A 13060-nucleotide genomic window follows, 5' to 3' on the forward strand; every position below is an offset into this window, starting at 1 on the left:
CCCCCAACCGAAACCCCCACCCCCTAAACCAGCTCGCCGTCCTCCAAAACATCCGTCACGAGGTCGGCGATCTCCGACCGTTCCGAGCGTGTCAGGGTCACGTGGCCGAAGAGGGGGTGCCCCTTGAGCCGGTCGATCACGGCGGTGATTCCGTCGTGCCGGCCGACGCGCAGGTTGTCGCTCTGGGCGACGTCGTGGGTCAGGACCACCCTGGAGCTCTGCCCGAGACGCGACAACACGGTGAGCAGAACCGTGCGCTCGAGCGACTGGGCCTCGTCCACGATCACGAAGGTGTCGTGCAGCGAGCGGCCCCGGATGTGGGTCAGCGGGAGAACTTCCAGGATGTCACGGGAGACGACCTCGTCGAGCACGTTCTTGCTGACCAGAGCGCTGAGGGTGTCGAACACGGCCTCGGCCCAGGGATTCATTTTCTCCCCTTCCGAACCGGGCAGGTAGCCCAGGTTCTGCCCGCCGACGGCGTAGAGCGGGCGAAAAACCGTGATCTTCTGGTGGGTGCCCTTTTCCAGAACGGCTTCGAGACCGGCCATGAGTGCGAGGGCGGATTTGCCGGTTCCCGCCCGTCCGCCCAGGCTCACGATGCCCACCGACTCGTCGAGCAGAAGATCGATCGCGATGCGTTGTTCCGCGGAGCGGCCGCCCGCACCGAAGACCTGCTGGTCGCCGCGGACCAGCCCTATGGTGTCCGGGCCGACGGCCCGGCCGAGAGCAGACCCCTGAGGCGAGGTCAGCACGAGCCCCGTGTTGACGACTTCCTGGGCGGCGGCGTCGGTGTCGATCGACCCCGACGAGTACAGGCGGTCCATCTCGTCCTGATCCAGGAAGACCTCGGACAGGCCCGTGAACCCGGAGTCGACGGCCTGTTCGGCCAGGTACTGTTCGGCCGCCAGCCCGATTGAGGCGGCCTTGACCCGCATCGGCACGTCCTTGGTCACGACGACGACGTCGGCCCCCTCTGCCTTCAGGTTTCTGGCCACCGCGAGGATCCGGGTGTCGTTCTCTCCGCGATCGAAGGCCACCGGCAATTGGGAGGTCTCGATGTGGTTGAGCTCGACCCGCAGCGTCCCGCCGGTGTCGCCGACCGGTATGTCGTGGTCGAGCCGCCCGAATTCTTCCCTGAACTCGTCCAGGATCCGCAACGCCTTGCGTGCGGTGTACCCCAGTTCGGGGTGATGGCGTTTCCCCTCCAGCTCCGAGACGACGACGAGCGGGATCACCACCTCGTGTTCGTCGAACCGCAACATGGCGCGGGGGTCGGAGAGAAGGACCGAGGTGTCGAGGACGTAGGTGGTGACGGACGAGCTCACGATGAGTTCCCCTTCGACGTCGTGAACGGGGCGCCTCGTGGCGTTCGGCCTCTGCCTGATCGTGTCGAGGCCGAGACCCCGAGCCGGCGGGTGCCGACTGCTCCCAACCTAAAGTCCCGGGAACCCCAGGCGCCCAGCAACACTCGTGCGGGCCGTGACATTTGCGTGAATGCCCGGTGAATCGGGGGGCGCCCCTCCGGCGTCGCCGGCCACACTCCATCCGGGCAGGGCTCGCGCGGCCGTGGCCCGGCACCGAGGCGCAATGTCCCCTCCTCGACTATGATCCAGCTCTCAGTGAATGTATTCTGAGGCGACTGAAATCAAGGGGAACCACACACCGCACCGGAGAAGGGAAAACTCACGATGGCCTCATTCCGCCCTGATGGAGCGCAGAGGGAGCGCACCCCGTCGACGTGGCATACCGTCAAGTCGATCCTCGCCGCCTCGAGCGGAAACCTCGTCGAATGGTTCGACTTCTACGTCTACTCCTTTTTCAGCGTGTACTTTGCCCAGCAGTTCTTCGCGGGGGCGGGCCAGACGGGCGCCTTCATGAGCACGGCGGGTGTGTTCTTCGTCGGCTTCCTCATGCGCCCGCTCGGCGGCTTCATCTTCGGTCGGATTTCCGACCGCTACGGGCGCAAGGTGTCCATGCTGTCCTCGATCCTGCTCATGTGCGCCGGATCCCTCGCCATGGCGATTCTGCCGACGGCCGCGACGGCGGGCGTGCTCGCCCCGATCCTGCTGACTCTGGTCCGGTGCGTCCAGGGCATCTCGGTCGGCGGCGAATACGGTTCGACGGCGACCTTCATGTCCGAGGTCGCGACCTCCGGCAAGCGCGGATTCTTCTCTTCCTTCCAGTACGTGACCCTCGTCGGTGGCCAGCTGCTGGCCAGCCTTCTCGCCGTGATCATGACGCACACCCTCGGCGACGACAAGATCTCCGAGGGGTGGTGGCGCCTGCCCTTCGTGATCGGTGCCCTCGCCGCGCTGGTCTCCCTGTGGTTGCGGTCGGGGCTGACAGAGACGACGAAGCCGTCCGAACGCAATGCCAAGGGCTCGGGAAGCCTTCTCGAGGTCTTCCGGCATCCCCGCGCCTTCTGGGTGGTCTTCGGGATCACGAGCATCGGCTCCCTGGTCTTCTACGTGTTCACCACCTACATGCAGAAGTACTTGATCAACACCGGCGGCTTCGACAAGGGACGGGTCGCGGACACGATGACCGTGTGCCTCCTGCTTTTCATCCTGATGCAACCGGCGGCCGGTGCCGTCTCGGACAAGATCGGTCGCAAGAACTCGATGCTGATCTTCGTGATCGCGATGATTGTTCTGCCGGTCCCGCTACTGGCCCTGATCGGTTCGCAGAGTTCGATCCTGGTCTCCGGGGTGTTCATCGTGATCGCGATGTTCTTCGTCAGCTTCTACACGTCGATCTCCGGCGTCGTGAAGGCGGAGATGTTCCCGGCCCACGTGCGCGGGCTCGGCGTCGGGTTCACGTACGCCATAGCCAACTCGCTGTTCGGTGGGTCGGCGGAGTATGTCGCCCTGTTCATGAAGAACCAGGGGATCGCCGGAGTGTTCCCGTGGTATGTGGTCGTGATGGCGGTCCTCGGCCTGATCGCCGTGGTTGCCATGCACGACAATCGCAAGCACTCGACGCTGGACAACCCCGAAGGCAGTGCGTACGCGGTGCGATCGCGGGAATCGGTGACCTCCGGCGCCGAAAGCGACCGGTCGTGACGTCGGGGGAGGTCGACCGGGCCGACGTCGTCGACGGCCGGCTCCGGGTCGCTCGCTGCCGCGGACAGGAATCATTCGGCATCCCCGGTGACGACCAGGACCCTGCGGAGATCGAGGAGACCACGTGGGTGACCGCTGAGGACGACGACGTCCTCTCGGCCTCCGCGCGCGGCGTCGTCGCCACGCTCGCGGACAAGGGGACCATCCGGCGGAATCGACCCAGGCCGCACGCGGTCCTGTTCGATCTGGACGACACCTTGGTGCACACCAGGGTCGTCAAATGGAAGCACCATCAGGAAGTGGCTCGCCGCTTCTACGGCATCGACCTCACCGAAGCCGAGCTCGCGGAGGCCTGGGGCATGCCTTTCGACTCGATGATCGCCCGGTTGTACCGGAATTCCGCTCCGATCGACACCATGCGTGCCGACAACCAGTCGATCGCCTCGGACTTCCACAAGACCGAGATCCACGGCGCCGTGCGGGCGGTGACCGGTCTGCTCGACCGCGGGTACGAGGTGGGGGTGGTGACGTCCACGAACACCGACTTCGCGAACGCGGACCTGGAACGCCTCGGATTCCCTGTGTCGCGCTTTCTCGGGGTCCAAGGGGCCGATCGTTCCGCGTTCCACAAACCGGATGGCAGGGTCTTCGACGAATTCTTGGCCCAGCTCGCCTCACGAGGCATCGGTCCCGCGGAGACCGTGTACGTGGGCGATTCCCTCGCCGACCGTGCGGCCGCTCTCGCCGCGGGGCTCGACTACATCGGTATCGAATCCGACCTGCCGCGCGACGCTGCCCCGGAAGGGCACCGGCCGCCCGTTCTCGGCACCGTGGCGGAGGTTCCGGCCGCTCTGGGTGAACACTGAGTGCCTGCCCATGTCGCGTGCGTAGTCTGACGCGGTCGGCAACTCCAACCACCGAGGAGGCGACATGACCGCACAGGAACATTGTCCTGGAGGCCCCACCACGGTGAACGGCCGCCCGCTCTCGCGCACGCTCCGTGGGTCTCCTGCGCCCTTCTTGCGTGCCTCCTGCGCGAGGTGGCAGTTTTGTGCGGATTTTGCCGTGATTTCCGCACAAGAGTGCCACTTCGCGCCGCGGCCCGACGACGCCGGGGCCCGACGACGCCGCGCGGGTTCGGCCGCGCTGGTCCGGCCGCGCTGGGCGCTTCGTTGGGAGCCGGTTACCCGAATGGGTGGCGATTGCCGCCGTTAGGTGGTTGCGTAACCCACACCTGACGGCGGGAACTGCCACGGTTTCGGGTAACCGCCACCAAGTTCGGCTGAGTCGCCGGGCCAAAAAGGCTGCTAAACCCCACGCGATCCGGTAACCGCCACCGAATGCGGCTGGGTCGACGGGGCAAAGGTGTCGCCAACCCCCACGCGATCGGGTAACCGCCTCCCATCCTGAGCGGCCGTCGGGCGATCCCCCAGTGCGCGATCCCAATCCCGGAGCGAAACCCCGAATACCGCAGCCGCGCAGCTCCGCAACCCTCAAACGGGGCAGCCGCGCAGCCGCGCAGCCCCCAAACCGCGTAGCCGCGCAGCCCCAAACGGAGCAACTCTCAAACGGCGCAGCCCCGCAACCCCGGAGCCGCACCCCGAACTCTCCCAACCGCGCGTCCCAAACCCCATCGGCCCCAGACGCACGAAGGCCCTGGCTGCGCCGGTGCGGGACGTGCCCGCCCGGCGGAGCCAGGGCCATGAGATTCAGCCGATGCCGAATCTGCTGTGCGGAATCAGGCCTTGGCCATTTCCGCTTCGTATTCCTCGTTGAGGTCGGCGACGTGCTCGCGGGCCTCAGGCTTGGACTCGGCCGAGGGCGTCGAGCCCCACAGCGGCCGGCCGTTGCTCTCCGGGGTGAAGTAGACCGCGATCAGGCCGATGGCGCCCGCGGCCATGAGGTAGTACGCCGGCCACATCAGGTTCTCGGTGCCTCCCACCAGCGCGTTCATGACGGTCGACGTCGTTCCGCCGAAGAGCGAGATGGCGATGTTGAACGAGATCGACAGCGCGCCCGCGCGGACCAGTGTCGGGAACAGGGACGGCAGGGTCGAGGGCATCATCGCGCTGAAGCAGATCAGGCTGAGGCCCATGATGAGCAGACCCAGCATCACCGTGAGGTCCGCGTTCCCGCGAATCAGGAGGATGGAGGGGATCGAGAGCACGATCAGTGCGATCGAACCGACCACGATGATCGTCTTTCGCCCGATCCGGTCCGAGAGACGGCCCAGCATCGGGATGGTCACCAGGCAGACGGCCATGACGATGATCTGAAGGATCGACGAGGTGAACTCGGAGACGCCGCCGTCACCCTGGATCGACTTGACCGAGTCGAAGTACACCGGGATGTACGAGGTCAGCATGTAGTTGGTGACGTTCCACGCGAGAACCAGGCCGGTGCAGATGAGCATCGAGGGCCAGAGCTTGAGGATGTTCTTGAACTCGCCGCCCTTCTTGGCACCGCCGCGGTTCGACTTCTCGGCCTTCTCGGCCTCCTTCTCGAGCTGCAGGTAGGCCGGGGTATCGGCCAACTTGGAACGCAGGTAGACGCCGACGAAACCAAGCGGCAAAGCGATGAAGAACGGCAGACGCCAGCCCCAGCTGAGCATCTGCTCGTCGGTGAGCACCCCGGTCATGATGGTCGCGATGATGGCGCCCATCAGGTAGCCGCCGAAGGTTCCGACCTCGAGCAGGGAGCCGAAGAAACCGCGCTTGCGGTCCGGGGCGTACTCGGCGATGAAGGTCATCGCGTTTCCGTACTCACCACCGGTCGAGAAGCCCTGCAGCAGACGGCAGGCAAGGAGCAGGATCGGTGCCCACAGGCCCACGGTCTCGTATCCGGGAAGAATACCGATGGCGAAGGTTCCCAGCGCCATCATGATCATGGTCATCGCGAGGACCTTGTTGCGGCCGATCTTGTCCGAGAGCGGGCCGAAGACCATGCCGCCGATGGGACGGACCAGGAAGGCCACCGCAAACAACGCAGCCGTAATGATCTTGCCGATCGCGCCATCCAAGTCGGGGAGGAATACCTTCTCGATCGTGACCTGAAGATATGCGTAGACGCCGAAGTCGTACCACTCGGTGATATTGCCGATGGCGGCCGCGCTGATGGCGCGCTTGATGACATTCGGCTTGGTGACCGTCACATCGTCGACGTTCCACCGCCGACGGACGTTCTCTGGTCCGAACATGTCCTACAACCTTCCATAAGGGGAGTGAAGTCCTGGGCGCACGAAGCGGGCAGGACCAAAAAATCAAATACTGATAGCCGACCCTACAACTCATAAGAAGGCTATGTATACGGCTCGAAGCCGCCATACCGGGCGACAGGAGGCATGTCGATGCCGCTGCATCCCACTGTTCGCAAGGGAAGGAGCGGGTTTCGACTGTGGTTCCGACCACTGATCAGGATGCTTGTCATTTGTGTGCAAACTCATCGTTTTGCTCACCGGCAACCGAGCGGATCGTGAGTGGTCACCAAAAATTTGCCCAAAAATATTCACAGGCAATGTGATCTGGGTCTACTCTCGGAGCATCAGACGACAGCGTCCCGGAAAGGAGCCCACCGTGGCAGGGAAGTTTGAGATCTACGAGGACAAAGCAGGAAAATTTCGGTTCCGTCTGAAGGCCGGCAACGGCGAAGTCGTTGCAACGGGCCAGGGGTACGAGAGTCTTGCCTCGGTGAAGAAGGGCGTTTCCGCGGTTCAGCGAGCGGCCGACGTCGCCACGGTGAATGAGCTCGAAAAGGAAGACTGATCCCGAGCGACTTGTTGCCCCCTGTCGCGTCCATCAGGACGTGACAGGGGGTTTTGCATGTTCACCCCGGCGATCGGCGCAACATTGGACAAACCGTTCACCCGCGGGGCGGCGCTCACTAAGATCGAGATGTGCCTGAGGTCGGCTCGGGCCGTCCTTCGGTAAGGAAGCAGGTGGCGAACGGTGACCGAATGGGATCCGAGTATCTGGTTCCGGATCGTCGACGTCGGGGCGGTCGTGACCAACGGGCTCCTCGGCGGTGCACTCGCCCGGGCGTTCAGGTTCGACGTCGTCGGCTTCGTGGTGCTGGCCATCGTGACCGGAATGGGCGGCGGCATCATCCGCGATGTCCTCCTCAACACCGGGTTCCCCATCGCCTTGACGGACGGCGGGTACTGGGTTGCCGCCATTGTGGCCTCCGGGCTCGCGTACACCATTGATCTGGGGACGCGGTGGGCCGACCGCACCCTGATCCTCGTCGATTTCATCGGTATGGGGTGCTGGGCGGCCACGGGCACGTCCAAGTCCCTGGCCCTCGGGCTGCACTGGATTCCCTCGGTGATGCTGGGCGTGACCACGGCGGTGGGTGGGGGAGTCATCCGCGACGTCATGGTCAACAGGATCCCCTCCGTCCTCGGCGGCAGCTCCCTCTACGCGACCGTGGCCGTGGTCGGTGGTCTCGAAATGGTGGTCTTCTCCGAATTCTTGCACCGGCCCGACGCCGGCATGGCCGTTTCGATCTTGACGTGCGGCGTCGTCGGGGTCCTGGCTCGTTGGCGGAACTGGAAGTTGCCGGAGCCCATCGATCTCAAGGTGCCTCGTCCGCGGTTGACGCTTTCCTTCGGTTCCCGCTCCCGTCGCGCCCGGCGCATGGAGGGCTGGACCCCGGGCGAGCCGCTCACGAAGAACCTGGAAGCCGTCACCGAGGAACAGATCCAGGCGCATCGGGAAAAGAAAAGGCGTCGGCTCCGTCGAAGGCGCAATGGGGACTGACCAACGGCCGGAGCTGCGCAATCGTCGACACCGAATGCGCGCGGGCCCGGCGCGTTGAACCCGGAGGTGGGGAACATGGATGCTGACATCATCGTAGTCGGAGCAGGCTTGGCCGGCCTCGTGGCCGCGTCGGAAGCGGCCGACGCCGGTCGTTCCGTCCTGGTGCTCGACCAGGAGCCGGAGCAGTCCGTGGGCGGTCAGGCCCACTGGTCGCTGGGCGGGCTGTTCTTCGTCGATTCTCCGGAGCAGAGGCGCATGGGCATCCGGGATTCCTCGGATCTGGCACACCAGGACTGGATGGGTTCCGCGCAGTTCGATCGCGAATGCGACTACTGGCCCCGGCAATGGGCGGAGGCATACCTCGATTTCGCGGCGGGGGAGAAGCGATCCTGGCTGCGGGGCATGGGGCACCGGGTGATCCCGATCGTCGGTTGGGCCGAACGAGGCGACGGCCGAGCGGAGGGGCACGGCAATTCCGTGCCCCGGTTCCACATCACGTGGGGCACCGGCCCGGGCCTCGTGGCTCCGTTCGAGCGTCGGTGCCGTGAACACGCCCGGTCCGGCAGGCTCCGGTTCGCGTTCCGACACCGCGTTGAGGCCCTGGTGAAGACCGGGGGAGCGGTCACCGGAGTCCGCGGTGACGTGCTGCGCCCCGACCTCACGCGGCGGGGGACGGCGAGCAATCGCGACGTCGTCGGCGGTTTCGAGTACTCGGCCCAAGCCGTCGTCGTGACCTCGGGCGGCATCGGCGCCAACCACGATCTCGTGCGCGAGAACTGGCCCGAACGCCTCGGAACCCCACCGAAGACCATGGTTTCGGGGGTTCCCGCCCACGTGGACGGGAGGATGCTGCGCACCGCCCGGACCGCGGGGGCGAACGTCATCAATCCGGACCGGATGTGGCACTACGTCGAGGGGATCCGGAATTGGGATCCCATCTGGGACAACCACGGGATACGCATTCTTCCCGGCCCATCAAGCTTGTGGCTCGACTCCGACGGCGTCCGCCTCCCAGGCCCGAACTATCCGGGATGCGACACCCTGGGCACCCTCGGTCACCTGCGGCGCACGGGCCACGAGTACAGCTGGTTCGTGCTCACCCAGAAGGTCATCGAGAAGGAATTCGCACTCTCGGGATCCGAACAGAACCCCGATCTGACGGGCAAGGATTTCAAACTTCTGGCTTCCCGTGCGTTCTCGAAGGGAGCACCGGGGCCGATCGAGGACTTCAAGAAGCACGGAGAGGACTTCGTGGTCGCGGAAGACCTGGAGGACCTCGTGGACGGCATGAATCGCGTGGGTGACCCCGGGCGGGAGATCGACGTCGTCCGGTTGAGGAAGCTGATGGAGGATCGCGACCGTGAGCTCGCGAACCCCTACGGCAAGGACGCCCAGCTGACGATGGCGCGCTCCCACCGCAAGCATCTCGGTGACCGCATTCTGAGGACTGCCCCGCCCCACGCATTCCTGGACCGACGGAATGGGCCGCTCATCGCGGTGCGCCTCAATATCCTGACCCGAAAGACCCTCGGAGGCCTGGAGACCGACCTGCTCGGCCGGTGCCTGGACGTACAGGGGGATCCGATTGCTGGGCTCTATGCCGCGGGCGAGGTCAACGGGTTCGGTGGTGGAGGAATGATGGGGTACAACGCCCTGGAGGGAACCTTCTTGGGCGGATGCCTGTTCTCCGGTCGGGCTGCGGGGCGCGCGGCCGCCGACGCCGTCGTCTGAGGCACCGCCGCCGGGATCGCCCCGGGCCGCCATCGCGAGGGGCGTTACTGCTTGTCGACGAAGACCCCGCGAGAGCGGTCCTTGGATACCGACCCCGCCTCGAAGATGCGACCGCTCATCGAGATGTACACCCCCGGTCCGAGCAGCTGGACGCTGGCCACCGCTGAGCCGAGGTTGAAGGGCGCGTCGGTCTGCCGCATGCAGGACGGCTGCATGGCCCCGGTCAGCACGATCGTCTTGCCCGCGATCGCCTCCTCATGTCGTGCGAGGTATTCGGCGGTCTCTGGCATCGTGTCGGTCCCGTGGGTCACGACCACGCGGCTCGCGTCGGCGTCCACCAGTGCCCGGACGAGCTCGGCCCGGTGCTCGTCGGTCATGTCCAGGCTGTCAATGGCGACGACGGGGCGCACCTCGGTCTCGACGTTCGTCGCCGCCTGGTCCAGGATGGGCCCGATCGTGGGCTCGTCGATCTCGAGCTCGCCGGCCACCGAATAGTATTTGTCGATCGTTCCGCCCGTGGTCAGAACGAGGATCGGCTGGGCGGTGCTGGGTGCGGGCACGGGTGGCTCCTTCGGGGACGACGTCGATATCGGATGTGGCCGAACAGGCCCGGCGCACGATAACAGCCTATCCGGGCGGCCTAACCCTCGAGGCGTCGGTGTCGTGTTGTGCAATAGGTCACAAAAGATGCTGCAATGTGCGAGAGATTCGTCGCGTCTCCGCGGCGGGGCGGCGAGGCTCGGCCGATGGGGGCCAAGGCTTGGAAAACAGGCGCTTGACTAGGGGAAACGCGGCTCTTGGAGGTTCTTTGCGCGGCGCGCGGTCGGGGGTTTCGAGCTCTTGGGACGTGGAACTCAGGCCGTCCCAACGGTTGCACCCGAAGGTCAGTGGAGTACAGTGGCACCCGTTTGTCGAAAAGAAAGCGTACTTATGAGTGATTCTCAAACTTCACAATCACCCTCCCTAACCGCTGACGATATCCACGTTGTCGACCAGGCCGAGATGAAGAAGGCGCTTCGTGCGACCCTCCTGGGGAACTTCATGGAGTGGTTCGACATCGGCGTCTTCGCCTACGTGATGACCTACATCGCGTTGGTCTTCTTCCCGTTGCCCGCCCCCTGGGACAGCTTGGCGACGTTCGCGACCCTGGCGGTGACCTTCCTGGTCCGTCCGCTCGGTGGTCTGATCCTCGGTCCCATTGGTGACAAGGTCGGTCGACGCAAGGTCCTGGCCTTCACCATCCTCATGATGTCCCTGGGCACGTTCCTCATCGGTTGCCTGCCGGGATACTCGACCATCGGCGTTCTCGCGCCGATCCTGTTGATCCTGCTCAAGTTCGTGCAGGGCTTCTCCACCGGTGGCGAGTACGCCGGTGCCGCTACCTTTATCGCTGAATACGCTTCCGACCGTCGTCGTGGCTTCTGGGGATCCTTCCTGGACTTCGGTTCCTACCTCGGCTTCGCTGCCGCCGCCACCCTCGCGACCGTGATCGAGGTCGTCGGTGGCGAACAGTTCATGACCGACTGGGGCTGGCGCATCTGCTTCTGGGTTGCCCTCCCGCTCGGACTCGTGGGCATGTACATGCGAACCCACATCCAGGAATCCCACGCCTTCGAGGCGCAGAAGGACGCGCAGGACGAAGAAGCGAAGAACGAGAACAAGAGCCTGATGGACGAGCTCAAGGAGGTCGTGCGCGGGCACTGGCCGCGCCTGCTCATCGGCTCGGCCATGGTCATGTGTGCCCAGGTCGTGGGCTACGCCGTGACCACGTACATGCCCGAATACCTCTCCGACGTTCTGGGCTACGACACCCTGCACGGCAACGCCCTGCTGGTTCCCGTCCTGATCATCGTGTCCGTGAGCCTTCCGATCTTCGGCGCGATCTCGGACCGCGTGGGACGCCGCCCGGTCATGCTCACCGGATGCGTGGTCGGCGTTATCGGCTCGATCCCGTCCTTCGTGCTCATGACGATGGGGCACACCTGGTCGACGTTCCTGGGTCTGCTGATCATGGGCATCATCATGATGTTCCAGGTTTCGATCCAGGCATCGGCGTTGCCCTCGCTGTTCCCCACCAAGGTGCGGTACACCGCGATGGGAATCATGTTCAACCTGGCGGTCGCCATCTTCGGCGGTACCACCGGCTTCGTGATCACGGCGTTGCAGAACGTGTTCCACTCCGACCTGATGGGCGCGTACTACATCATGCTCGCCTGCATCGTGGGTGCCATCGGCGTGTACTTCATGAAGGAATCCTCGGGGCGCAACCTCCACGGCTCGATGCCCGCTGTCGAGGACGAGGAAGAAGTCTCCGACGTCATCGAGAACATCGAGGAGAACGAGAAGTACGACCTGTCGACCATGCCCATCGACATCGTCGACGACCCTCGCGCCGACAAGGAAGGTGCGCTCTGATAACAGAGCAACCTCCGGCCTGAGCCCTTCGGGCTGGCCGGCCTTCGGGTCGGTGGCCTTCGGGCTGGCCGGCCATCGGGTTAGCGCCCTTCGGGTCGGTGGCCTGAGTCGGCGGCTTGAAGCCGGTGTCCTTCGGGCCTGCCGGCCTTCGGGCCTGCCGGTCTTCGGGCCTGCCGGTCTTCGGGTTAGCGGCCCGGGCCGGCATCATCACGGGGCCGGTCTCCCCATGGGAGGCCGGCCCCGTTGTCGTATTCACCGACGTTCCCTGTGCCGGGCCGCGGCCGCGGCGTGCACCTGGTGGCGTGGGCGTGCGCTGACCGAGACCGGGTGCGGGGCGCGCGGGGGATGCGCGACGTGGCGTGCGTAAGGGACGTGCGGGGCGTGCGGGTCATCCGTCGTGCGGCCGAGGTGGCATTGTCGTGCTCCCCGGTGCGCGAAGTGGCAGTCTTGTGCAGAAATCACGCCACATTCCGCACCATCCTGCCACCTCGCACCGGAGCGGGTGCCGCGAGTGCACGGGATTGTCGCGTCGAGGTAGTCGCCGCCGACGCCCGACGCCCGCCGCCGACGCCCGACGCCCGCCGCCGACGCCGCCGCCCGCCGGCGTCGTGCATCGGGAGGTCGCCGACGTCGTGCGTGACGCATGGCCCCGGTCCAGGTGCCGTTCGGAGGTGGTTACCGGATTGAGAGGTGGTTACCGCCGTTAGGTGGCGGCCAAGACCCCACCTAATGACTGGAAGCGACACCGAATCGGGTAACCGCCACCCAACGGCGTTGTACTTTGGGCCATTTCAGGCGCGAATTTGCCGGTAACTGCCACCCAATCGGGCAACCGCCACCCCACGGCGGCGTACGTCGCGGCGTCCCGGTGCCTCGCCGCCGGTAACTGCCACCCAATCGGGTAACCGTCACCCCACGGCGGCGTACGTCGCGTGGTTCTGGGCGCGAATTTGCCGGTTACCGCCACCGAATCGGGTAACCGCCACCCCACGGCGTCGTACCTCGCGGCGTCCCGGTGCCTCGCCGCCGGTTACCGCCGCCGAATCGGGCAAACGCCACGCGACTCGTGAGCCCCCGACCCACGCCCCTCCCGCCCAC

General features: G+C 65.5%; 10 protein-coding genes. 6 read left to right on the plus strand and 4 right to left on the minus strand.

Features of this window, described 5'->3' with window-relative positions:
• Window positions 1-23: 23 nt before the first annotated feature.
• Window positions 24-1262 (minus strand): PhoH family protein, encoded by a 1239-nt coding sequence (locus tag EWU68_RS12530; protein WP_156265592.1) that lies wholly within the window; start codon window positions 1260-1262, stop codon window positions 24-26.
• 426 nt (window positions 1263-1688) lie between these two features.
• On the opposite strand from EWU68_RS12530, the gene EWU68_RS12535 reads away from it, so the two are divergent.
• Together EWU68_RS12535 and EWU68_RS12540 are read left to right on the plus strand one after the other, a co-directional pair.
• Window positions 1689-3062 (plus strand): MFS transporter, encoded by a 1374-nt coding sequence (locus EWU68_RS12535; protein ID WP_129316479.1) that lies wholly within the window; start codon window positions 1689-1691, stop codon window positions 3060-3062.
• Window positions 3059-3928: an HAD family hydrolase gene (locus EWU68_RS12540; protein ID WP_156265591.1), complete on the plus strand. Its 870-nt coding sequence runs from the start codon at window positions 3059-3061 to the stop codon at window positions 3926-3928. The genes EWU68_RS12535 and EWU68_RS12540 overlap by 4 nt, the downstream gene beginning before the upstream one ends.
• 872 nt (window positions 3929-4800) lie before the next feature.
• Here EWU68_RS12540 and EWU68_RS12545 read toward each other — a convergent pair.
• Entirely contained in the window at window positions 4801-6258 is a 1458-nt protein-coding gene (locus tag EWU68_RS12545; protein WP_129316481.1) for an MFS transporter, read from the minus strand.
• 376 nt (window positions 6259-6634) lie between these two features.
• On the opposite strand from EWU68_RS12545, the gene EWU68_RS12550 reads away from it, so the two are divergent.
• From EWU68_RS12550 to EWU68_RS12560, 3 genes are all read left to right on the plus strand, one after another.
• Window positions 6635-6823, plus strand: a complete 189-nt coding sequence (locus EWU68_RS12550; RefSeq protein ID WP_129316482.1) for a YegP family protein — start codon at window positions 6635-6637, stop codon at window positions 6821-6823.
• A gap of 183 nt (window positions 6824-7006) precedes the next feature.
• Complete coding sequence (locus EWU68_RS12555) at window positions 7007-7816, plus strand: trimeric intracellular cation channel family protein (protein WP_129316483.1); 810 nt, start codon at window positions 7007-7009, stop codon at window positions 7814-7816.
• Window positions 7817-7891: 75 nt separating this feature from the next.
• Window positions 7892-9547: an FAD-binding dehydrogenase gene (locus tag EWU68_RS12560; protein WP_129316484.1), complete on the plus strand. Its 1656-nt coding sequence runs from the start codon at window positions 7892-7894 to the stop codon at window positions 9545-9547.
• A 44-nt stretch (window positions 9548-9591) separates the two neighbouring features.
• Here the strand turns inward: EWU68_RS12560 and EWU68_RS12565 are convergent, their stop codons facing one another.
• Entirely contained in the window at window positions 9592-10107 is a 516-nt protein-coding gene (locus EWU68_RS12565) for an asparaginase (protein ID WP_129316485.1), read from the minus strand.
• A 370-nt stretch (window positions 10108-10477) separates the two neighbouring features.
• On the opposite strand from EWU68_RS12565, the gene EWU68_RS12570 reads away from it, so the two are divergent.
• Entirely contained in the window at window positions 10478-11962 is a 1485-nt protein-coding gene (locus tag EWU68_RS12570; RefSeq protein ID WP_129316486.1) for an MFS transporter, read from the plus strand.
• Window positions 11963-12870: 908 nt separating this feature from the next.
• Here the strand turns inward: EWU68_RS12570 and EWU68_RS13370 are convergent.
• The coding region (locus EWU68_RS13370; RefSeq protein WP_238692461.1) for a hypothetical protein at window positions 12871-13060 on the minus strand (190 nt) is incomplete at its 5' end.

The sequence above is a fragment of the Rothia koreensis genome, assembly GCF_004136575.1.
Classification (GTDB): Bacteria; Actinomycetota; Actinomycetes; order Actinomycetales; family Micrococcaceae; genus Rothia; species Rothia koreensis.